This is a genomic window from Vibrio limimangrovi (genome assembly GCF_054064025.1).
The window spans coordinates 225,223-248,713 of record NZ_JBSUGF010000005.1 but is presented as its reverse complement, the minus strand read 5'-3'; the positions used below and the strand labels follow the sequence as shown (position 1 = coordinate 248,713).

20 protein-coding genes are annotated in these 23,491 nt (G+C 43.3%); 11 read left to right on the top strand and 9 right to left on the bottom strand.

Translation table 11 applies throughout. The features are described from left to right. Positions 1-328: 328 nt before the first annotated feature. The gene (locus ACWYU8_RS05540) at positions 329-1,234 is read left to right on the top strand and encodes a LysR substrate-binding domain-containing protein (RefSeq protein WP_457517838.1); all 906 of its coding nucleotides are present in this window, start codon (positions 329-331) and stop codon (positions 1,232-1,234) included. A 269-nt stretch (positions 1,235-1,503) separates the two neighbouring features. Continuing rightward, on the top strand, positions 1,504-1,986 hold the full coding sequence (locus ACWYU8_RS05535; protein WP_457517836.1) for a DUF1097 domain-containing protein: 483 nt from the start codon (positions 1,504-1,506) through the stop codon (positions 1,984-1,986). A 132-nt stretch (positions 1,987-2,118) separates the two neighbouring features. On the opposite strand, the gene ACWYU8_RS05530 is transcribed toward ACWYU8_RS05535, so the two are convergent. Continuing rightward, positions 2,119-3,753 (bottom strand): ATP-dependent endonuclease, encoded by a 1,635-nt coding sequence (locus ACWYU8_RS05530; protein WP_457517835.1) that lies wholly within the window; start codon positions 3,751-3,753, stop codon positions 2,119-2,121. 256 nt (positions 3,754-4,009) lie between these two features. Here ACWYU8_RS05530 and ACWYU8_RS05525 point away from each other — a divergent pair, with 256 nt between their 5' ends. Together ACWYU8_RS05525 and ACWYU8_RS05520 are read left to right on the top strand one after the other, a co-directional pair. After that, complete coding sequence (locus ACWYU8_RS05525) at positions 4,010-5,752, top strand: bifunctional metallophosphatase/5'-nucleotidase (RefSeq protein ID WP_457517833.1); 1,743 nt, start codon at positions 4,010-4,012, stop codon at positions 5,750-5,752. A gap of 376 nt (positions 5,753-6,128) precedes the next feature. Next, positions 6,129-6,320: a hypothetical protein gene (locus ACWYU8_RS05520; protein ID WP_457517832.1), complete on the top strand. Its 192-nt coding sequence runs from the start codon at positions 6,129-6,131 to the stop codon at positions 6,318-6,320. A 178-nt stretch (positions 6,321-6,498) separates the two neighbouring features. Here ACWYU8_RS05520 and ACWYU8_RS05515 read toward each other — a convergent pair whose 3' ends face one another. The 3 genes from ACWYU8_RS05515 to ACWYU8_RS05505 all read right to left on the bottom strand — a co-directional run bounded on the left by ACWYU8_RS05515 (position 6,499) and on the right by ACWYU8_RS05505 (position 11,039). After that, positions 6,499-7,056 (bottom strand): PhnA domain-containing protein, encoded by a 558-nt coding sequence (locus ACWYU8_RS05515; protein WP_457517830.1) that lies wholly within the window; start codon positions 7,054-7,056, stop codon positions 6,499-6,501. A 311-nt stretch (positions 7,057-7,367) separates the two neighbouring features. Continuing rightward, on the bottom strand, positions 7,368-9,776 hold the full coding sequence (locus tag ACWYU8_RS05510) for a VolA/Pla-1 family phospholipase (RefSeq protein WP_457517828.1): 2,409 nt from the start codon (positions 9,774-9,776) through the stop codon (positions 7,368-7,370). A 21-nt stretch (positions 9,777-9,797) separates the two neighbouring features. Next, positions 9,798-11,039 carry a porin gene (locus ACWYU8_RS05505; protein WP_457517826.1) on the bottom strand — a complete coding sequence of 414 codons (1,242 nt, stop codon included), beginning with the start codon at positions 11,037-11,039 and terminating at the stop codon, positions 9,798-9,800. Positions 11,040-11,468: 429 nt separating this feature from the next. Here ACWYU8_RS05505 and ACWYU8_RS05500 point away from each other — a divergent pair, with 429 nt between their 5' ends. Beyond that, a complete protein-coding gene (locus tag ACWYU8_RS05500; RefSeq protein ID WP_457517972.1) occupies positions 11,469-12,497 on the top strand; it encodes a site-2 protease family protein in 1,029 nt (342 codons plus the stop codon). A gap of 94 nt (positions 12,498-12,591) precedes the next feature. On the opposite strand, the gene ACWYU8_RS05495 is transcribed toward ACWYU8_RS05500, so the two are convergent. Then, the gene (locus tag ACWYU8_RS05495; protein ID WP_457517824.1) at positions 12,592-13,380 is read right to left on the bottom strand and encodes a M48 family metallopeptidase; all 789 of its coding nucleotides are present in this window, start codon (positions 13,378-13,380) and stop codon (positions 12,592-12,594) included. A gap of 169 nt (positions 13,381-13,549) precedes the next feature. Here ACWYU8_RS05495 and ACWYU8_RS05490 point away from each other — a divergent pair, with 169 nt between their 5' ends. The 5 genes from ACWYU8_RS05490 to cutA all read left to right on the top strand — a co-directional run bounded on the left by ACWYU8_RS05490 (position 13,550) and on the right by cutA (position 16,587). Further along, the gene (locus tag ACWYU8_RS05490; RefSeq protein ID WP_457517823.1) at positions 13,550-13,978 is read left to right on the top strand and encodes a hotdog fold thioesterase; all 429 of its coding nucleotides are present in this window, start codon (positions 13,550-13,552) and stop codon (positions 13,976-13,978) included. 12 nt (positions 13,979-13,990) lie between these two features. Continuing rightward, positions 13,991-14,224 (top strand): DUF3389 domain-containing protein, encoded by a 234-nt coding sequence (locus ACWYU8_RS05485; RefSeq protein WP_457517821.1) that lies wholly within the window; start codon positions 13,991-13,993, stop codon positions 14,222-14,224. Positions 14,225-14,303: 79 nt separating this feature from the next. After that, positions 14,304-16,010 carry an SgrR family transcriptional regulator gene (locus tag ACWYU8_RS05480; protein WP_457517820.1) on the top strand — a complete coding sequence of 569 codons (1,707 nt, stop codon included), beginning with the start codon at positions 14,304-14,306 and terminating at the stop codon, positions 16,008-16,010. Continuing rightward, positions 15,994-16,245: a hypothetical protein gene (locus ACWYU8_RS05475; protein ID WP_457517819.1), complete on the top strand. Its 252-nt coding sequence runs from the start codon at positions 15,994-15,996 to the stop codon at positions 16,243-16,245. The genes ACWYU8_RS05480 and ACWYU8_RS05475 overlap by 17 nt, the downstream gene beginning before the upstream one ends. A 9-nt stretch (positions 16,246-16,254) precedes the next feature. Then, positions 16,255-16,587, top strand: coding sequence for a divalent-cation tolerance protein CutA (gene cutA, locus ACWYU8_RS05470; protein WP_457517817.1), 333 nt, complete (start codon positions 16,255-16,257; stop codon positions 16,585-16,587). Here cutA and ACWYU8_RS05465 read toward each other — a convergent pair. After that, positions 16,549-17,145 carry a DUF2238 domain-containing protein gene (locus ACWYU8_RS05465; RefSeq protein ID WP_457517815.1) on the bottom strand — a complete coding sequence of 199 codons (597 nt, stop codon included), beginning with the start codon at positions 17,143-17,145 and terminating at the stop codon, positions 16,549-16,551. The two genes, cutA and ACWYU8_RS05465, sit on opposite strands and share 39 nt — an antisense overlap. Positions 17,146-17,407: 262 nt before the next feature. Here ACWYU8_RS05465 and ACWYU8_RS05460 point away from each other — a divergent pair, with 262 nt between their 5' ends. Further along, entirely contained in the window at positions 17,408-18,247 is an 840-nt protein-coding gene (locus tag ACWYU8_RS05460; protein ID WP_457517814.1) for an isopenicillin N synthase family dioxygenase, read from the top strand. A 67-nt stretch (positions 18,248-18,314) separates the two neighbouring features. On the opposite strand, the gene ACWYU8_RS05455 is transcribed toward ACWYU8_RS05460, so the two are convergent. The 3 genes from ACWYU8_RS05455 to fabV form a co-directional block, all read right to left on the bottom strand. Further along, complete coding sequence (locus ACWYU8_RS05455) at positions 18,315-19,970, bottom strand: P-loop domain-containing protein (protein ID WP_457517812.1); 1,656 nt, start codon at positions 19,968-19,970, stop codon at positions 18,315-18,317. Positions 19,971-20,106: 136 nt separating this feature from the next. Beyond that, on the bottom strand, positions 20,107-22,029 hold the full coding sequence (locus tag ACWYU8_RS05450) for a bifunctional diguanylate cyclase/phosphodiesterase (RefSeq protein ID WP_457517811.1): 1,923 nt from the start codon (positions 22,027-22,029) through the stop codon (positions 20,107-20,109). 189 nt (positions 22,030-22,218) lie between these two features. Then, complete coding sequence (gene fabV, locus ACWYU8_RS05445; protein ID WP_457517809.1) at positions 22,219-23,418, bottom strand: enoyl-ACP reductase FabV; 1,200 nt, start codon at positions 23,416-23,418, stop codon at positions 22,219-22,221. Between the last annotated feature and the right edge of the window lie 73 nt (positions 23,419-23,491).

Genomic DNA, 23,491 nt, shown 5'->3' with positions numbered 1-23,491 from the left:
TCCTTGATTTATAAACTCAAAATTTAAATTATTGTTTTTCTTCCTACGGCGTTCCTGAGCCGCACACTCAGGCTAATCGGAAATGTCCTACAGGGAAAATTGATATTGTTTAAGGTGTTTATCAATTCAATTGATAACTGGCCAAAGAAGAGTAAAATGAATTCCGTTGCGTATATGTGGCTAACCAGATGAGTAGTAAAAGGCTCAAGAAATGGGTTGTTTTGAAGGATTGCAAACCGCTTAGTCTCGCTTTATGACACAATTCAGTTGTAATAATTTGTTTTAAAAAATAGTGGAGTATGAATACTCACTCGTAAAGGAGGACACGTTGCGCTATTCACTTAAGCAGTTGGCAGTTTTTAATGCAGTAGCCGATTCCGGTAGCGTAAGTCAGGCTGCAGATAAACTGGCACTTACACAGTCCGCGACAAGTATGTCACTGGCTCAGTTGGAAAAAATGTTGGGAAGGCCTTTATTCGAAAGGCAGGGAAAACAAATGGCTTTAACCCATTGGGGAATGTGGTTGAGGCCAAAAGCGAAACGATTATTACAAGACGCTTTGCAGATTGAAATGGGGTTCTATGAACAACATTTATTAAGCGGTGAAGTCCGTCTTTGCGCAAGTCAAACCCCAGCAGAACACTTAGTGCCCGACCTTATAAGTATTATTGATAATGACTTTCCTGAAATGAGGATATCTCTCGATGTAAAAAGCACAAAAGGTGTGCTTGAAGGTGTCCTGGATTACAAGTATGACTTAGGAATCATTGAAGGCCGTTGTGACGATAACCGTTTAAACCAAGAAGTCTGGTGCCGTGATCACCTTACTGTTGTGGCGGCATCCCATCATCCGTTTGCTAAAATTAAAACGGTCAGTTTGGCTCAGCTAGAGCATGCAAAATGGGTTCTGCGTGAACAAGGATCGGGAACACGTAAAACTTTTGATAGCTCGATTTTTCAACACATCGAAGAGCTTGATGTATGGCGTGAATATGAACACGTACCGGTACTTCGCAGTTTGGTTGCGAATGGACAGTATTTAACCTGCTTACCTTACTTAGATGTCGAGCGCTACATTAAATCTGGTTGTCTTGTCGCATTAGATGTGCCCGAATTGAAAATGGAGCGTACGCTTTCATTTATATGGCGTGCTGATATGGCAGAAAATCCACTCGTAGAGTGCATTAAGCGCGAAGGGTTACGAATGATGAAAGGTAAGCCGTCCGTGTTCTAGTGCTTGCCACCGCTAGGTTTGTTACTCAATCGCAAATCGTTAAGAAAGATTTGTGAGGCAAAATTCAGACTGAAGATATTTACTAAATCTGTTGTTTTATCGTTTGCGTATAACTTTTAGTGCAATTAATGTAATTTTCAGTGGTATCATTGTGATCAATGTCACCGATAATGCGGGGAGATCTCCTTAGTATCGGTTATTGATTTCAATGTATGAAGGCTGTTATCAAACCGGAAAGGTCTGATACAAGCTGAACAGGTACCAATACCATGACGACACTTTTAGCTATTTCAATTACGACTGGGATTTTGTCTGGCATTTGGGGTTGGATTGCAATCTCCCTTGGCCTTTTATCTTGGGCCGGATTCTTAGGTTGTACTAGCTTTTTTGCTTCTCCGACGAGTGGGCTGAAAGGGCTGGCGACGAGCCTGATTACCAATTTAACTGGCGTGTTCTGGGCAATGGTCATTATCTATGGCTCAACTTACGCTGGACTAGAGCTCCTTGGCTATGTAATCACAGCTGTTGTGGCATTTTTCATGTGTATTCAAGCTAAGCAAGCTTGGTTGTCGTACATTCCTGGTACTTTTATTGGTTCATGCGCGACTTTTGCTGCAGATGGTAACTGGCAACTTGTTGTTCCATCACTAATATTAGGTGGTGTATTTGGCTATCTGATGAAAACGACTGGTCTTTGGCTGCACTCGAAATCAACCGCTACTTCTGCTTCGCTTACCGAGCAAGTACAGTAGGGCTTTTCCGATCTTTTTGGCATCTGATAAATACGGGCTATTATCCCGCTCAATACCATTAATCAAAAATATTGATATTAGATAGAAGCACGCTTTAATAATGTACTTGGTTTTACTTAAAATTTTCCCGTATTAAGTATTTCCACTGGCCATGGACACGATGCGTTTCAGTGTCCAGCGCAAAAGTACCGGTATGCATTCCACGCCATTTTCTTCACAATGAGAAACGATCGCTAAGGCTAAGTCCGGTTTGGCATGTTTTTTCAGTACCCGGTTTACGACTTTCTTGGCCGGAATCTGATGATCGTGAGGCACTTTGATCATGTCCTTAAAGAAAAGCTCGAAGCCATGATTGTAAAGGAAATGCTCAATATCCCGGTCAGGCAACTCGGTTAGGCGATGACGCTCCTGATCGTGTTCTAACTGTGAACGAACGGTGTGAGCGTATTTTTTACCTGCCGCATCGCCATCGGTTACAACGTGCCAGTCGATCCCAAACTCTTTAGCGACTTTGATAATTGATCGCAGTCCGGATTGTGCGAACTCTACGATGTGAACACCTTCTGCAGCCAAGTCGTAACCGCATTGCCGAGCTAACTCATTAAAGAGCCATACCTCTGTTTCACCTTCAACCAGCAACCAGCAACGTGCAAATAGAGAACCGGCGCGATGGAATCGAATATGAAATCCGATGCGTCTAAGTTCATCGCTCCCAAATTTAGAGGTATTCAGGCTCTTAGCGATGGTTCGATCGGAAAGACGATACAAGCGTCGTATAGAATACAGAGGTACAGAGCTGAGTAAACTGCCACTATTGGTGGTCAGAATCTTTTGCATGGGTAACAGTTGAAGTAGCGCCCAGGCTCTTGCTAAATGAGTCGGATGCAAGCGACCTTCTGGGTCTTCGATGATCAATATTGGTCGCGAACAGCGTCTTAAATCCGTGGGGCCCTTTGCTTGAAGATAAGCATTGAGCATCCCCATTAAAAGCAGTCGACTCTGTTTGTCATTCGTTTCTTTTAGGTATTGGCTTAAGCTTTTATCAGAAGGATGGCTGTTGTAAAACAGACCATCTCTGGGTTTTCTTGGATTACCTCTGTTAGTACTGCCAAACGCAAAATAGTGATCGACCAGGGTTTGCATCGAAGACAGGCTACTGCGAATTTCACCTTTGTTTACTTGACCTGGCATTGCCGATAATCGTCGGCAGGTGTTATCAATACGTTTTTCAATCCGTGCGTTTTTACTGTCACCATTAACATGAGAAAAGTGAGGGAAGCGACGGGAGTCCCTCAATCGGATAACAGGATGCAGTGTCATCAATTCGATAGCGAGTTTCTCGGAGTGATGAATTTGCTTTGATTGCCCATTTTCATCAAGAAAACTGTATTGTGTCGTAATGTCATGGTCAATTCGTGATCCACTGATTCGGTAGTAGATAACATGTTCGCCATTATTTTTTGTGCACCAGGCAGGCTTGATACGCCGATAACGACCAGCCTTCAGTTCTTGCTTATCTTGTGATTTAAAACAAAGGATAATTTCAATATGTTGCGATTGTGGGTGAGCAATGGAGTAATCAACGTGAAAATCTCTTAGTTCAAACTCGTAGAGTTTTCCATCTGTTGGTAATGCGATAGATAAGGCATCAAGTAATGAAGACTTACCCCATGTATTTTCACCAATCAGCGTTGTGATTTCATCAAAAGAGAGCGAAAGGCGCTTAATGCCTCTAAACCCGGAGATTTCGATGCGTTCTAGTTTCATCTCAATCCTCCTTGCAATTATTTGAATTATCGAGAGTTATATTGTTTCTAAGCATATATTAATTCTACGATGTTGCTATAAACTCCGCTCACAAATTTACGAAAGCCCATGTAACAAGTAAGCTGGCACATTTTTAAATGTGGCTGTAGATCTTTGCAAGGTCACGTAAATATGAAATGGAAATTCACTGTTTCATAAAATTCATGATTCTGTCATCATTCACTTCTTATTATTATAAGGAATGAAAAGAGAGAAGATGAAAATGAATAAAAATCATAAGCCAGTACGAATTAAACTGGCACACATCAATGACACTCATTCCTATTTTGAGCCAACGTCATTACAGCTAAAACTAAAAATCAATAACGAAGTCACCCTAGATCCTTATGTCAGTGCAGGCGGCTTTTCACGCATCGCGACTCGTGTGGAACAACTGCGTGATGACGCACAACGTCAAGGGCATGGCATGCTATTCCTTCATGCTGGTGATTGTTTTCAGGGCACCCTATATTTTTCTCTGTTTAAGGGTAAAGCCAATGCAGATCTTCTTAACGCGTTGAAGATAGATGCGATGGCATTAGGAAACCACGAACTCGACATGGGTAACGAGCCTGTGGCACGGTTTTGCCAGCGAGCAAACTTTCCTTTACTCGCAGGCAACTGGGACTTATCCAACGAGTCAGATGCTAAGGCTCATCGAGTCAGTGATTGTGGCAATGTATTGAGTTATCAGCCTGAAACTCAAACCGCTCAATATTTGGTGAAAGAGTTCGATGGGCAAAAGGTCGCGATTTTTGGTCTATCAATAGACAAAATGAGTGATATCGCCAATCCTGATGCTGACACACCGTTTGTGACGGCGATTGAAACCGCTCAGGCGACGGTTGAACACATCCATTCTACAGGGATAAAAAACATCATTTTACTTAGCCACCTTGGATATGAAGGTGACATAGAGCTCGCAGAGAGAGTGGAAGGTATTGGTATTATCGTAGGCGGGCACAGTCATCGATTACAAGGCGATTTTTCAGCAATAGGCTTAGGCAAAGATGATCACTACGGTGTGCAGATTAATGGTACCTATGTCGTACAAGCCGGTTATCACGCGTTAACGATGGGGCATTGTTTGCTTGAATTCGACCAAGAAGGCAGAGCGACAATGTTAAATGGCCAAAATGAGCTATTACTCGGCCGCCGTATATTCTGGGATTCATCGCTAAACCAGCAGTTGGACCAGGGCATGTTCGAAACGGCTTGTGACTTCATTCATGGACAACCCAATGTCGTCGTATGTAAAAAGCACCCGGAAACTCAAGCGATTTTGACTGAAAAGTACATTCCACGAGTGCGAGCATTGCAGTCACAAGTGATAGCCAAAGTAGAGAATAAGAAGCGACATGTGCGTATTCCCGATGAATTTGGTGGAAGCGAGCTTGCTTCCGCCGTTGCTCGTTCATTTCTGCACAGTTTAAATCAGCGTGGGCACGATATTCAGTTTGCGATACATAATGCTGGCGGTGTTCGCACATCATTGAATCCAGGCAATATTACCATTGCCGACATTGCCGGACGATTATTGCCATTCGCCGTTCCAATCGGATTTTATGACGTTCAGGGCAGTGTTATTCGCAGAGCGTTGGAAGGGGCGATAAACAACGCACTGAACAATGGAGTAGAAGGAACGGGATCGGGAAGTTACCCATACACGTACAACCTAAACTTTGAGTACGACGCGGACCTTCCTAAAGGAAAACGCATCACGGTATTAGAAATCTTTAGCGGTAGTCATTGGATTAACGTTGACGAAGATGCTTGGTATCGTGGTACATCATCGGCGTACACGATGAAAGGCAAAGAAGGATATGACGCATTACTCGATATGGCAGGAGAAGGTAGTGTGAGCAACTTATCTATGGCGGATTGCTTCATAGAATTACTTACTGATGAGCCTAACTGTTTGAACCTAAGTCACAAATTTTACTCACAGCAGCAACGATAGCTATGTGCTGTATTGCCTGGATAGTCGCTGGGTTGCTTACATAGGTAATCTCAGTGATTAAGCAAAAGTCGAGTCAATATTACTAATCAAAAATAGGGAGGGTTTTGTTGATTGAAGAAGATTTAAATTAATTTTAGTTAATGAAATGTTGCAGTATGCATATTTTTATTCCACCTAAATACAAGTTATTCAACCAAAAATCGACATAAGTGAATTAATATTCACACGGTGTGCATTTTTACCTTTCCTCAGTGTAAATAGATTGTTTCATTAGAAAAACTAATTTTAGTCGCTAAATTTTGTCATTTTTTAAACCAAAGCTAAGTGACTAATATACAAGCAACAAAACATACAACTGCTTGAAAGAGAGGCAATCATGGCACAAGCAATGCAGATGACAAATGTAGCTTTACCAACCTCTATGGATAAGAAGACCTATACGGTTAACTTCAAAGGACTGATTGCTCACTTATTAGACATTCTTTTCGTAGATAACTCTGCTCCTCGCAGCTACTATGCAGAAGATTTGTCATCTCACATTCAGAGAGATATCGGTATGTACCGTTAATCTGAATTCAGTAAGATAAGAAATAATGCCAGCGTAATCGCTGGCATTTTTGTATTTTCTTGACTTTAACGCTTTGACATCGCAGTTAGTAATCTTTACCTTGCCTCAAATAAAAACAGGGTCCCGCCTGGAACCCTGCTTGATATCTAATCAGTCTGAACGTATACAGTACTGGGTATTACTTCTTACGGCAGTATTCAGCGATCACGTACATAGACTGGCCGCCATTTGCCTTACCTGAAATCAGTTTTGGATCGCTACCAAGGCTGATACCGCGGATAACCGTACCTTGCTTGATTACTTGGTTAGTCCCTTTAACTGGCAGGTCTTTAATAACCGTTACATCGTCACCTTTTTTCAGTTCAGTGCCGTTGCAGTCAAGAGTTTTGTCGTCAGCAGACATTCCAGTCATTGCCCAAGTCTTTTGCTCTTCTTCCATGTACATCATATCAAGAGCGTCTTGAGCCCAGTTTTCTGAGTTTAGGCGAGTTAGTTGGCGCCATGCAGTAACTTGTACTGCTGGAACCTGACTCCACATGCTGTCGTTTAGGCAACGCCAGTGATTAATGTCTTTAGGTTCTTCGATCTCGCTCAGGCATTTGTCACAAACCATAATAGCGGTATCAACCGTTACGTGGCCGTGTGGTGGTACAGCGTAAGCAGTTAATGGAGATTCGGATGAACATAGTTCACATTTTGACTCGCAGCGTGCAAGCAAAGTAGCTTCGATAGACATAAGGACTCACCTTAGTAAAGTTATTTTGTGGCGGTATTATCCACTTTATCCTGACAAATAAAAGGGTGTTAGGGAATTAAGTCCAGATTTTTACAACATTGCAACCTGAATAATTGAAATGGGTAATAAAAATAGTATTTGAAATATAGAAGCTTTGTTTAATTACTTTGAGTGATTAATCGGTCACTAGCTGGCTGATGCAAACCGCAGAGTTTGGGGAGCAGTTGAATCTGTGGATGGCTTAAAAATGGGAAACAGCTAAAAAGCCCAGCCGAAGCTGGGCGTGGAATGTAAGACGAACTAAGTAAGGTTTACTTCAGAACTGACGTGTTAGACACGGCGGATAACTCATTATCCATTAAGAAGTCTACGTTCTCTGTTTGCATCTCAATGTGGTGATCCAGGTCAGCCAAGGTACCATTCGGTGAAGCAAAGGTGCTGTGTGTTGCCGTCGAGTTAAACTGAACGAAGCTTGCGGTTGGTGACACCTGGGTGTTGGAAAGGTTTACTGCCATTAAGCCTAGCTTTGCAGCCAATGGCTCTGTACCTGCAAACGGTGCATTGGTCACATTGTTTGGAACAGTATCATCACCATCAGCTTCTGTCATAAAGAACGGTGTAGATAGTGTGCCGGAAGACATCAAATCACTTGCGTTGGTGAATGGGTCAACGGTATCCAGCGTTGTTTGTGCTGCATAGATGAATTGAGAGAAGCCTGAATTTAGCACGGCAAGTTGTTCTGACGTCGCCAGCCCTTCAAAGGTCTCATAACAGGTTTTGGTATCTAATTCGCTACATTGTGCGTCAGCATATGACATGTAATCCGCTGACGCCGAATAAGCCACGCTATGCTTTATCTGAGGTCCGAATTTTGGAGAACCCAATAACAAATTTCCAATTTGGCCACCTGAGTTCTGGATCGAAGCCGCACTAAATGAATAGAGCGCATCTGCCGTCGGGCTGCCTAGTGTATTGTTTGCTGCGGCAACTGCTGATGTACCAACGATGCCACCAAGAGAGTGCCCCAGCATTTTAACCTGCGACCCTGCCATTGGATTGAATCCCTGAAGAGGCCCTTCAGCTAACAAACCACCTTGTGCAGACACAACCAGGCTGGCACGAAGACCTAAAACATCCAGAACACTTTGACGAAGGTTGTCGCGTGCCACTGCTAAGTTCGACAGGTTCAAATAAGCAAGCACGTTTGCGTTCGCAGAACGTTGTTGATCCAGACTACGAGTGCCATGCAACGGCAAGTCTATCGCAATAACGGCGACACCAGCTTTGACCATGTTGTATGCGAATGCATACGCGTTTTCTTTAGATGACGTAATACCGTGTTGGTAAACGACAACATCCGTTGCGACACCTGATTGCGGCGTGAACAGAAGGAACTCAACGTCTTCAAGCGACTTGACTGCTGGTACAGGCGAGTAGCGTGTAATAACCCGTTCACTATCTAACTGGCTGCCGTCTGATAGATACAGGGTAGAACCAACCAACTTTATTTGTTCGGTAGGATCACTTGCTAGCTTAGTTACATCCACCGGGTTTTCAGCAAAAGAGCCTGTGGAAAGCTGTTGAACCATATTGGCTTGTTCAGTCGGATCTGCAAGTGCAGCGCTAAGCTTAGCCAGACTCGGCATCGCAGAAACCATTGGTTGCATATTCCAGTCAGCACCTTTTTCAAGGTAGTAAGGCAACTTTACCGAACCTTGTGTGACATTTACGCTAGCACCAGACGCATTGTAAAGGCCTTGAATCGCGGTCTTAGCCGCGTCTAGGTCACTTACGTATTGATTGAAGTCTAGGTCACTATCCAGAGCTGTTACAAAATCCTGCGTAGTGCCAAAGGTCATGGTATAAGCGGTAGAAAGATCAACTGAGTTGTCGTTTGAACCCATTTTGTACACATCATTTAGCGTGTTTGCACCGGTAGAGAAGCCCGTTGCGGTAACACCTTTAACGGCCGCTAGCGTATCACCAACAGATTGAGTGCTGAACCAAGATGAATAAACAATATCATCCGGGTTAACACTTGCTAAGCCAAAAATACCTTCCACGGCAGTCGTAACTGCTTGCACAGACGCCAAATCGCCAGTTTCGTACACGACTTCCTTACTTTTCGCGATGGCATAGTTTGAAGAGGTACCGATTGGATCACCGTTAACGTCAGTGATGTCTTGTGTTACCGCAAAAATATATTCACTTGATTCGTCCAATGCATCCATAAATTGAATGTAAAGCGAGTTGCCCTTTGTTTGCACGACGTAATCTGTGCCGAGTGTAAGAACTTCTTCAATTGGATTAGATTGACCGTCCCATTCCGTCAAGCGTGTATTGATTTTGATGACTTTGACACCCGACGTCACCATGCCAGAAGAAAAACCCACGCCATCAAAGTTCAACACGATAGGCATTGAAGTTGACCAACCATCCATAGTGTTCATTGAAGCTCTTGGGTTGCTAAGCGCGTTGTCACCACCAGTCGGCAAACCCAAAGTCCCATCAGTGGAATCCATCAGTAGGTAAGATGGTGCAGGAACCACGGCATTCGCGCCCTGAAGGGTAAATTGAATCGAAGTCTGGCGGTCAAGCAGTGCCTGAACCGCTGGTTCAAAGCCTACTTGTTCCGATGTTCCAAGACTTTCGGATTCGTCACCACAACCAGCCAGGAGAATCGCAGAACAAAGCAGAGATAATTTAAAAGTATGTTTCATTGGTTTACTCCGTTAAACCTACTAGTTGAAGGTGTAATTCATTTGGATTGAACTAATATACGCAGCGCCCTCTGCATCAAACGTGAGTTCTTGACCAGACGCGTTAGTTTCGGTGAAAGAATTATCGTCAAATTGTATTAAAGCGAAACCAGCATCGAAAGACAGGTTGTCGCTCCACGCATAGGTTAAACCAGCGGTGTACCAGTAGCGATCGGTATCTGGGATACTCAATGTTGGCTTACCTGCTTGTTCGTCGTAAGCAACACCTGCTCGGAATGTCCAATTCTTATTCAGCGTGTAAGTAGCACCAAGTGCATAACGGCTATTATCTTCGTACTTTTCTGGTTTAGAGAAACATACTCCGTCGTTACATTGATCACTGGTCGCGCGCAGTTCCGTAAATTGACTCCATGTGGTGTACATCCAGCTATAATGAAACGCCCATTGTTCATTAACCTGATGAAAACCAGACAGTTCCAGGATAGAAGGAAGCTTCATTTTAATGCGTCCGTCGACTTTTGCTGCAGTCGCAATACCAGAATCGTAACTACGGAATTCACCTTCTTCAAAATCAAGGTCTATTTCTGAACGATAGCCAATACCAAAGCGGTTGTTATCATTCACTTCATAGAGAGCTCCGAGGTTCCAGCCCCAGGCAAACGTATCATCATCCATACCAATAAGCTTGTCAGATTTCTCGCTTCCTGGTCCAAATAGCGGTGCTAATGACCCTTTGTGGCGAGTTAATTCTGCCTCTGCATAGATCAGGCTAATACCACCAGCGATGCTAAATGAATCATTGAGACGATACGCAAGGTTTGGGTTTATGCTAACCGACATTAACGACGTGTAACCAGCGAGATCGCCCGCAGAGATGTCATCCGGGTAGTCCGTTGCAACACCATACGCTGAAAACATGCCTATACCCCAAGCAAACTGTTCGTTGATTGGACTCACATAGTAAGCGGCAGGTACAGCAGCTACCGGTGCTATATCGTTAGAGTGTTCATCATAGAAACTGTCGTAAATGTCCACTTCAGGATCAACGATGCTTATAGCGCCTGAAAATTGTGCTTGTTTAAAAAGTGTCATTGCGGCTGGGTTTCGTGCCAGAACGGCAGCATTGTCTGCAACAGCAGCTTCTCCTGCAAAAGCTCGTCCAAGACCAGATGCTGAATGTTCAACAACCTGAAAACCCGCTGAATGGGCATTACACGCAAACAATATTGAAATTGTAAGCAGAGAGCAGCGCTTCTTGTTCATCCTTGACCCTCCTAGGGTATCCTTATGTAGACTGAAGTCTTTGTAATTATTGTGTAGTAGTACGACCAATTAGTTTGTTATTAAACGTGTATATAATGTAAATGCAATGTTAAACGAGTGTTTAATAAATTGTCAAAGATTGTGTAAGTGTGGAAGTTTAAATTTGATGCATTGGTCAAACGCCGAAGGATAACACTATGTATTAATGTTATATTTTTTTAATGAATGGTTAGACCAGAAGTATTTGGTAACACTAATGGTTAAATATTGTTCAAATGGTCGTCATTAAGGCTTTACGATAGTGATACGACCTCTGATAAACTTGGTATTCTGAATTTAAGGTCACTTAGGCTCGCTAACGCATTAGGAATTGCATTGGAATTACTATATATCGAATTTTTAGGACGTCCGCTACGCTTAGAAGGCTCAATGGCGGGATGGCAGCAGTTGTATTGGGGGGACTCGTTAGTCTCTCAGATTGATGCCAGCAGTAAAGAGTCCAAGGTAAGCACACACCAGTTTAAACTGATGGCGGGTGATGATACTTTGCTATGTGAGTTACGTTGTGAAGTGCATTGGCAGCCGTTTATGTTGTCATACCGTGTAAAAGTGAACGACGAATTAGTAACAGAAGGTTCGCGAAACGAGAAAGACATAGAACGCCAGACACCACAAATCGCGCCACCAAGTGAAAAACGTTTGAGCTTAATCGGTATTGTTTCATTAGGTATGAAGGCGTTAAAAAGCGCTAAAGTAATTAAAGTGGCTTTAGCGTCTGCGAGTTTGGCAGCCTATTCTTGGCTATTTTCTGTCGAATTTGCTCTTGCTTTGATTGCTTGTCTTGTGTTCCATGAATGGGGCCACATTAAAGCGATGAAATACTTTGGTATGAAAACGAAAGGTATCTATCTGATTCCATTTCTGGGTGGGCTTGCTTTAAGCGATGAAAAAATCAACACACGCTGGCAAGACGTGGTTATCTCAATCATGGGACCATTTTTTGGCTTGGTGTTGAGTATTATGTTTACCATTCTGTATTGGATGACCGGAGAGGTGACGTTTGCTGGTCTCGCAGTGTTTAACGCGTTATTAAACTTATTTAATTTATTACCAATTTTGCCTTTAGACGGTGGTCATGTACTTAAAAGCATCACGTTCTCAATGAACACCTGGGTTGGATTGGCTGGCAGTGTAGTGACGGCGATACTCGGTATCGTATTGAGTTATTCGCTAGGTTTAACGCTACTGGGCTTTTTATTGATTATGGGGATGCTGGAAGTGGTGATGGAATGGCGAACCCGTCATCATAGTCACTTGTTACCGTTGACACGCTATGGCCAGTTATTCTCTTTTGTATGGTATATCGCATCCGTCGGCGGCTTCGTGACCATTATCTGGTATTTCGCAGGGCTGGGAGATAGCTTACTCAGTCTGCCGATGCAGATTTTAGGAACGTAACACTCTCTCCCAAACTGTAAAAACCCAAATTGTAAAAAGCTCCAAAATGGAGCTTTTTTATTCTCACTGAAAGGGAACGATTTCTCAGTGACCGTTAGCCACATTTTGGCGCTTTAACGTTATAATTCGGCAGTTTATTTATCGTTGATTGTAGCTCTTTAATCCGCGAGCTGTGTGAAGGGTGAGTCGAGAAAAACTCAGGCGGTTGAGCGCCACCCGATGCCGCACTCATGTTTTTCCACAAAGCGATACTCTGGTTTGGATCGAAACCAGCTTTTGCCATGTAATCTAAACCCACAACGTCAGCTTCCGACTCCTGAGTACGTCCATATGGCAAAATCACACCGTATTGAACACCGGCCCCTAATGCCGCCATGGTCATATCTTGATATTGGCTATATTCTGAAGAGCCAATAAAAATATTCGCGAGTGATAGTCCCGTGTTTGCCAATTGGCTTTGGGACAAGCGTTCATTACTGTGATCAGCTAATACGTGCGCCACTTCGTGACCAATCACCGTCGCCAGTTGATCCTGGTTTTTTGCAACGCCCAGAAGACCGGTATACACACCAATTTTTCCGCCCGGAAGAGCAAAGGCGTTGACCTGTTTACTGTCAAACACGACGACTTCCCAGCTTTGGAACCCTGGTTGGGAAGGAATAACATCGGTCACGTATTTAGCAACACATTGAACATAGGTGTTCAACTTTTTATCTTTACTGATAGGCGTGTCTTTCTTCATTTGCTCAAAAGATTTCGCCCCGAGAGACGACATCTCTTGATCAGAAAACATTAAGATTTGGTTACGACCAGTAGGAGAAGCGCTACACGCTGTCAAACCTGCGATGGTCAAAAGAGCAGAAGCTTTAATCCATACCTTCATATTGGGTTCCACGTATTTATTTCTATGTTGTTCAACAGTATATACGGAATTATCGCTTATTAAAGCGCATCTTGCCTTTGGACTTAAACCTTGAAGTCAAGATGTAATAACGACTATGCTAGTCAACTCCTAATCCATAACTACCCATATTTAAAAATAAGAGCAAAAAATGAGCATTTGGAAAAAGCCAATCAGTGTAGAGATACTTAATGCGACATCAAAGAATACAATGATGGAGCACCTGCAAATTGAATATACCGGCTTCACAGACGAGTCGATTAGCGCAACGATGCCAGTGTGCAGCTTTACACATCAACCATTAGGGATGCTTCACGGAGGCGCGTCAGTTGTACTTGCAGAAACACTGGGGTCCGTTGCCGCGAACTTTTGTGTCAACGAAGGAAGCTACTGCGTAGGTTTGGATATTAATGCCAATCACGTCAGAGCAATGCGCAGTGGTTACGTGATCGGCACGGCTAAGCCGTTGCACTTGGGCGTATCAACTCAGGTTTGGCAAATTAATATTACTGACGAGCGCGATCGTTTAGTTTGCACCAGTCGTTTGACAATCGCTGTGAAACAGCAAAAAGCGAAATGAGTTCAGGCTAAGATGGTGATTGAGTTTTCGCTGGGTAAAATCATAGCGACCCAGCATGAAATTGTTATTAAATTATCCGGAGCCTCCATGGCCACGCTACAGGCACAGACTGATGCGGTCCAACTTCTTGGTCGGGGAGCCAATGTTGTGTTGAGTCATGGTGCTGAATGTAAGTGGTCTATTAAGTTGGATAACGAAGAACAACTTATTCAGATTGCACAAGAAATTGGTATAGATATTCAATAAATTACCTATCTATATTTGCACTTTCTTATAAAAATGAGGAAACTTGGTTTATCGACTTTTAAACAAGATTTTCCTCTTTATGAGTAGTCCACGCCTACGTGTTCAATTTGAAACACTATTTGAAAAGTTTTCTGGAAACGATACGGAAGTCCAGCTCGAAGATATTACTGAAACGCTCTTTTGTACGCGCCGTAATGCTCGTATTGTTCTCAATAAATTAGAAGAAGAGGGTTGGATCGAGTGGCACCCTGCCGCTGGTCGAGGAAAGCTATCCAGGCTGGTATTTAAGCGCAATCGCAGTGATGTCAGTGAAAATCTGGCGAGACGATATTTAGACGAAGGCAAAATTGGTCAGGCACTGGAAGCGTTAGATAACGATGCGACCAGATTAACTCAGGTGATTCAAGGCTATCTTGGGCTTCAACACCGCCAAGGTGAACAGGTCATTCGTCTGCCTTATTACCGTCCACTGGCGATGCTCAATCCACAAAAACCCATGCGTCGTTCAGAACAACACATTGCAAGGCAAGTTTTTAGTGGACTCACACGTCTTGATGAAAACGAGCAGCTAAAATCAGATTTAGCCCATACGTGGGAATCACTAAGTGATACACACTGGCGCTTTTATTTGCGTCGAGGCGTGCGCTTTCACAATGGAGAACCTCTGACAACAGATTGTGTGCTGGAGAGTATTCGGTCTCTGAGTAATTTAAATTTGTTTGCACACATTTCGAACGTATCGTCGCCACTGCCCTGGACAATCGATATTGAACTCATGCGCCCGGATCGCTACTTACCGCTGGCATTAAGTGAATCTCAGGCAAAGATATTACTACCAAAGGCGTTGCGAGCTGAAAACTTTGACAGAGAACCCGTCGGCACAGGGCCGTTTCAAGTTAAAGTGAATGACGATAAACGCCTTATTTTGACAGCGTTCGATGGATACTTCGGATTCAGACCGTTATTGGACCAAGTTGAAGTTTGGGTGGTAGATGAGGCCTATTCATCGATGGTTTATCCAAGTCTGTCAAAGCCTCAAATGGACAAACATTCATCATCAGATGAGGTGGAACTCGACCCAGGTTGTACCTTCTTGTTGCTGAACAAAAAAACGGGTCTTGCCAACGATCCTCGTTGGGCTGAATTTTTAAGCCAAACGTTAAACAGTCACCAGATATACGGCCATGTACCTCAAGATAAAGTCATGGACCTTGGCGTTTTGCAGGCGTTTGGAATTAAACCTGGTTGGATTGATTTGAGACCCACTCTGGCTGGCTCGGTACCCCAGCAAGGGAAAACCATATCGGTCGCGTATCAAAAGAAGCATCCGATGTTTCCTGTGATTGCTAAAGCCATTAAGAACCTGATTAGAGCACATGGAATCGAGGTCGAATTTATTCGCTATGACAGTCAGCCACCGGATCCCACAGAGGTCGATATCTGGATTAAAGCGATGGGCATCGCAACAAACCGCGATGATGCACTTGCTGGTTGGCTACTGGACTACAGTGATATAGAGACTTTCAGTTCTGGCAATGATTTTTCTGACTGGTCGGCATTAGTTGACCAGTGGAGGGCAGGTGTATACCAAGAGTTTCCGGCTCGTGAGCTTGGGCGACAATTGGTGAAAAGTTGCCAGGTCGTTCCTATGTTTCACTGTTGGCTTGGCGTAAATAAAGACCATAGTGGTGCTTTACAAAATGCAAAATGTAACGCATTGGGCTGGTTTGATTTTAGTAATGTATGGGTAAAACCTGATATAAACGACGATGGCGAAACCGAATAAGAAACCACCGACGAAAACCGTCGGGATCTATTGCGCGAAATGCAAAACTCAGCTGTTTAAATATCGTAAAGGCGGTAAAGGAGCACTGGTTAAATGCTTTAAAGAACGTATCACCGAAGATTTCACATTGACACCTTGCATCTGTCCCGGTTGCCAACAAGAGTTTGCAAGAGACACATTGGTGAGAGGCACTCCCGCTTATAAAATGATTGGCGGCAAAGTAACAATGAAGTAAGGACATATGATGACGGTAAAGAACGATTACTGCATAGTGTTAAGTACCACAGGCAATGAGCTAAACCGAGATCAAATCATAAAAGGGCTTTTAGACGCGGAGCTGGCAGCATGCATTCAAACCATGCCAATTGAAAGTCATTACGTATGGAAAGGAGAAATCTGTACCGACACTGAGTGGCTTTTAATTATTAAAACTCGCCGTGAACTGTATGAATTAGTTGAAGAGAAAATCGAGAGCTTGCACGAATATGAGGTTGCTCAGATCGTGCAAGTACCGATTGTTGACGGCTTTAATCCGTACCTAGAATGGCTTCGCGAGTCGACGTTGAGTCGTCATTAAAACCAAAGACACAATTGCTCCTAAAGTGTCACATAATATGTCTTTCTGGGCGTCCCAGATGTCTCCTTGTGAGCCCAGAAATGCGATTCCTTCTTCACCACCAGCAAGCACTGCATACCACCATTCAATGATTTCATAACCTGCCGCCAACGACATAATTGCAAACAAAGCAAACCAACAAGAAAACTTTACGTTGAATTTTTTCTTATAAATTAAATATTCAGCGATTGGGTAGGCGTACAGACCAATAGAAAAGTGTGCTACGCGGTCAAAATTGTTCCTTTCAGATCCGATCAAGTTGTTAAACCAGTCAAATGGGACTTCTGCAAAGGTATATTTAGCCCCGACTGTGTGAAGGCACAGCCAGACAAACATCAGGATATAAGAGGTGTTACTAAACTGGTAACGAATCGAAATGACCCATATAGAAATAAGGATACAAATCGCGGGGAAAATTTCAGCAAACCAAACGGCTCTTGAGTTCGGTTCTAACGCTGAGAACAAAAAAACGATGGCATAAATAATCGTCAACCCCAAAAGTGTAGAAGTGCTTTTCATAAATTTTTCGATCCTTCACATGGTTTCTTACGAAAAGTCGAACTGAGGGAGCATCGTTCAACTTACGCGACATATAATTACATCGAATTGAACGCTGTGCAATTGTTTGTTTTTAGGTGCGAATTGATCACGATAATTGTTGAATAGTACATATGAAGCTCAACAATGAACCGTTTGTGCATACACATTTCATTAAAGTTTGATTTACAACATATCCATCCATAGAATCCGAGATCCAATCTAATAAAAAAGAAGTAAAGTCATGAAACTGGAAACTGTCGATTACCTTGCTGATGATGCTGCCCAACAATTTGTTGCATCGCTACGCGAAACCGGATTTGGTGTGTTAAAAAACCACCCGATTCCTCAAGAGTTGGTGGAATCAATTTATACAAATTGGCATGAGTTTTTCTGCTCAGAGCAAAAAAATGATTTTCACTTTAACGTAGAAACTCAAGATGGTTACTTTCCTCCTTCGGTGTCTGAAGTGGCAAAAGGGCATAGCGTAAAAGATATCAAAGAATATTTTCATGTTTATCCCTGGGGACAGATTCCAGAGCAGTTGAAAGCTGAGATCCTAGAATACTACGAACGTGCTAATGCATTTGCGCAAGAGCTTTTAGGCTGGGTTGAGCAATACGCGCCGAAAGAGGTTCAAGAAAAGTTTTCAATCGAGTTGTCAGAAATGATTAACAATAGCCAGAAAACACTACTTCGAGTACTGCATTACCCACCGATGACTGGCGAAGAAGAACCAGGGGCTATCCGTGCTGCTGCGCATGAAGACATCAACTTACTTACTGTACTACCTGCTGCGAATGAGCCGGGTCTACAGGTTAAGAGCCGAGAAGGTGATTGGATTGATGTACCTTGTGATTTCGGTAACTTGATCATCAATATTGGTGACATGCTACAAGAAGCGTCGGGTGGGTATTTCCCATCGACAACGCACCGAGTGATTAATCCGACTGGCGGACGTCAAGATAAGTCTCGCATTTCATTACCATTGTTTTTACATCCTAAACCAGACGTCGTTCTATCAGAACGTTACACCGCGCACAGTTACTTAATGGAACGTTTGCGCGAGCTTGGTGTTATTTAATACCCAATTTGAAGCAAAAAATAAGGCAGCTCTCATGGCTGCCTTTTGATTAAACGCATCGTGTCGTTTAATGAGATGGTTTGAACTGAGATTTACGCATGCGGTTTAGAGCCGCCATCACATCCAAAGTACGAGGTTTTGCTAAGTCACCCTGTTTTGGTAATGGTGCATGCCATTCACCAGATAGCATTTCTTCGATTTCTTTCGCAGGATTGTTACACCAGCCAGGAAGTTGTGCTAACTGGAACCACAGCCAACCAATGGTATTCACTTCGTCTGCGGATTCTAACTGCTCTAACGCGCTTAGATCGGTAAATTCTTTGCCGAATCGAAGTGAATCTTTTCCTTTTGCATTAATGCGGAATTTTCCATCAGTGAGAATGTTCATTAACGCCACACGGTTAAGAGCTCGAGGGCGGAACGTTTTCAATGCTTCTTCACATTCGTTGTGACGTTGAGTAGGGTGCTGGTCGATAACCTGCTTAGCTTTCTCTGTCACGTCAACTGCTTGGTAGTCATGCATTTGAATCACAGTGTTGGCAACATCAAGGTAGTCACCAGAGCCACCCATTACGATGATTGTTGAAACATCCAGTTCATCACGTAGCTGACCAATACGGTCAACAAGTGGTGTAATTGGTTCATCGCCTTTTGCAACCAGCGCCTGCATGCGTTCATCACGAATCATAAAGTTCGTTGCTGAAGTATCTTCGTCGATCAGTAGCGACGTTGCCCCAGCTTCAATCGATTCTTGCAGCCACGCAGCTTGAGAAGTAGAGCCAGATGCATCTTGGGTAGCGAAATCAGCGGTGTCTTTCCCCATCGGAAGATGGTTGATGTAATTCGACAAATTCAGATGATGGACACAGCGACCGTCTTCAGCACGAATCTTCATCGCTTTGTTGTCTGTGACAATATACTCGCGACCATCGCCTGGGATGTGATCGTAAATCGAGCGCTCAATGGCATTCAGTAAGGTCGACTTACCATGGAAACCGCCGCCAACGATCAAAGAGATACCTTTAGGAACACCCAAACCGGTCACATAACCCTTATTGGGAGCATGCAATGTAACTTGTAGCGATTCTGGCGCTCTGAATTCAACGGCATCTTTCATCGGTAAATCGCAGTTACCAGCGACACGAGGTAGAATACTTCCATTAGCAACAAACGCGACTAAGTTGTGCGCTTCTAATTGCTCTCTAAGTGCTTCCTGATCTTCTACTACCTGGCAGTGCTTTAACATCGCTTCTTTATCTAACTCGCGTTCTAGCGTTGCGCGACGAATGAATTTAGGCAAATGGAACGTCAGTATGTTGTTGGCTTTTTTGCCTAGTACAGAACGGCCTTCTGCTGGAAGGTCGACTCTAAAACGTAATTCAATACCTTCTTCAGTAAATAGAACGGCGGTACTATCCAACACGGTTTGGCCACTTAGCGCGATCGAAACGGCATTCTCCTGCTTGGCGAACTGCTCAAAACTTCGAGCAATAAAATCGCGAGCAGCACGTTGGAAAGCTGGTGATTCATCTTTCAGCCACTCTAGGCCAGTTAAAGACCACGCTCTGGTTGCTCTTAGACGAGATGCTGACGCGTAAGGGTCACCTTGAACATGATCGATAAACAGCGTGAAATCAGTAAAGTCATATTGACCTTTGATTTGCTGGTAAGCACGGTAGTTCTGCTTTTCGATTTTCTTTAGTGCGGCAGTTAACTGATCCATGAAAATATTGGCCTTTTAATTAGAAGCGGGCGGCGATTATAGGAATCACCGCCAAGAGAGTAAAGCAGTATACCCGATTGACTTAATTATGGGATATCAATGGCACAAACCGATACAGATAAGCGGGACTTTGAACTTATTTCGGCAGAAGCTCTGGTGGATAAGTATACTCTCCACCTAAAGGTCGTTGATTAAGCAAACCTTGTTCAAACTCATTACAAGCCATGGGTTTACCATAGAGAAAACCTTGTGCAACATCGCAACCTTCCTGAATCAAAAACTGTTCCTGTGAAGTTGACTCAACACCTTCTACAACAACTTGCAAATCGAGCTTTTTGGCGATGTGAATAATAGAGCAAATGATAGCGCGATCATTGTCCGACTTTTCCATTTGCTGGACAAAACTCTTGTCGATTTTTATCGCATCGAACGGATACTTTTTCAAATAGCTAAAAGAAGCAAAGCCTGTACCGAAATCATCTAGTGACAGCGTCACTCCAATCTTATGCAATTTATCCAATGTGGTAAGAGCGACGATTTCATCTGCGATTAAGGCACTTTCCGTTATTTCTAATTCAAGGAAGTGAGCGGGAAGATGATAGGTTTCTAAAAGGTGTTCCACTTGCTCGGCGAAGTTAACATTTTGTAGCTGAACCGGTGATACATTCACCGCGACTTTGAAGTTATTGACCAGTTCTGACCACTGTTTTGCTTTTGCAATCGCGGTGCGAAGCACAAATAAACCAACTTCAAATATCAGCCCGTTCTGTTCTGCCATTCGTATTAAGGCTTCATTAGATACATCACCTAATACAGGGTGACGCCAACGCAATAATGCTTCAGTGCCAATCCACTTGTGCGTCTGCAGGTTAACTTTTGGTTGAAAATAGAGCATCAGGTCATCGTTGCGAACCGCTTGCAACAAGTAACCTTCCAATTCACTGTGGTTGTTAAGTTCGTTTGAGTGACCCTCAAAAAAGTATCGGTACGCTTCTCCTGATTCTTTACAAAGCAACATGGCATAGCAGGCATTTTGGAGCAGTTGTTTAGCGTCACTTTTTCGATGAGCCTTAACCACACCAATGTAAGAGTGCAGGTGAATTTCAGTCGCGTTGATGTGAAAATCGCCTAAACTGACGTGGGTAATTTCTTCGAGTAACTTGTGTAGTTTAGTATCTACATCGTCTCCCCAAATTAATAACACCAGATCATTTGAACTAGGGCGACCAGTGACAAAACTGGAATCATGTTGGCTTAGTCGGGAATGAAATTCTTTGAGTATTTCATCGAAGGCTTCGAATCCGAATCGCGTTTGTATACTGCGTGCGTTACTAAAACCTACATTAATAACGATGAGTGATTGTTGATCGTCTTCAAGTGTACATAGCATGTTTTCAACAACCCTCTCTAATGCTGATCTGTTTAAAAATCCTGTCCCTTGATCGTGTGTCTTTTGATAATCGACTTGTTTCTCGGCCGCTTTACGTCGGTCGATTTCTTTACTTAGTGAATAACTGAGCTGGGCAAGGTCTGTGGTGCGATTATCGACACGATTCTGCAACTCATGATTCAATCTTAATAACTTGTGTTGCTGGAATACTACGGAGAGTTGCGCTTCAACGGAGTCTTTAAATTTGGTTAACAATTGACGATAAGTATCGTTGAAATCATTTGCCTTTGAATCAAGCATACAAATGGTTCCGAAAACTTCGCCATTTGGCCAGAGTAAAGGCAGACCCGAATATGAAATCATGCCAAATTTTATATCTGGGTTGTTACTCCAATTTTCATCTGACAGGGCGTTGGGGACGTTGAGTTCACATTTGTTGTTGATGACATATTCGCAATACAAACCACTACCCAGGTTCTCTTTATCACCGGACTTAAATGGATTGTCAGGCGACTCACTCGACGTATTGACTTCAAGGTACTCATCGTGGGCTCTCATAATGAGCGCTGTCGGTACTTCACCGATTTGACCAAGCAGATTGACAATATCCTGCCAGCTTTTCTGCATGGAGTCGGGGATTTGATAATCCAGAGTCTGAATTCTCCTCATAAGTTCGTCCTTTAAAATGAGTACACATCCTGTGAATCGAGGCTTGGTTCAGTTTTTTGTTTTTTATAACACTACTTGTACTTGTTAAGTATAGAGGTGGGTCATCGCGAAACAAAAAAAAGTCCTGAAATCGATTCAGGACTCTTAATTGTTGCAAGCGTTCTCAAAGATGAAACATTAAGGTGAAGTTTAAGGTTCAAGTGACTTTAGATCTTCTAACGAAATATCTTGCGAGTAATCAACGTTGTCAAAGTTAAAGCCATTGAGTTTCATAAACTCATCTTTAAAACCTTGGTAGTCGCCAATCTGTTTGAAATTTTCGCCGTTCATTTGCTCGACAAGCTGTTTCACTTCTTGTTGTACTTGCGGATCAAGCTCCAGATCGTCTATACGAATCAGTCTCTCACCATCCAAAGGTACTTTTGACTCAGTGTATAACTTCGTTGTGAACAAACGCTGCATCTGTTCTATGCATCGCTCATGCGTACCTTTGGCCTTCATGACTCGATAAAGCGCAATCATATATGGGGACATCGCCGGAATGAAAACACTCGCTTTCGTTACCAACGCCTTACACACGGTTGCGTAAGCGCCACCATCAAAGTTTGCCATTTTAAGGTTTAATGCATGGCTGGTTTGGTGTAAGTCGATTTTTGCTCGCCCTAGCGTTCCGTCTAAATAGATCGGGTGGGTAAGTTCAGGACCCATGTACGAAAATGCAATAGTTTTACAACCTTCGGCAAGGGATTCCGCATTAATCAACGCATCAATCCAGCTTTCCCAGTCTTCACCACCCATCACTTTGATGGTTGCCGCTGCTTCGTCCTCTGTCGCAGGCTGTAGAGTGGTCTCTACCCACTGGTCATTTTCGAGCAAGATAGAAGACCCCGTTACAGGTTCGCCTATCGGATTAATAACACTACGCCAGAAGTCATCGCTATGTGGCTTTGGTCGAACACCTGTCGCTATGCTGTAGATGACTAAATCTACCTCACCTTCAAAATAGGTTTCTATTGCTTCGATAACGTCGTTGCGTACCGATTCTGAAAATGCATCGCCAACGATGTTGATCGCCGTGCGACCAGCGTTATTTGCTTCTTGCTTAAAAAAAACATTGTTGTACCAGCCTGCGCTGCCACCCCCTTTTTCTGATGGACCGTGCTCGAAAGAAACGCCAATGGTGTCAGCGTTTGCGCCACCAAAGGTAAGGGCAATACGAGCCGCTAGCCCGAATCCAGAGGATGCACCAATAATTAATACTCGCTTTGGACCATTTTTGATCTGTGGCGCTTGTTTTACGTAATCAATTTGCTCTTTTATCGATGCATGACATCCATATGGATGCGCAGAACGAGCAACAACACCTTGAATTAAAGGTTCTATTCGCATGTTGTTATCTAACCTCGATGAATGAAATCTTGACTAGAATAACGTAAAGTAAGATACCACTTATTGAGCTAGA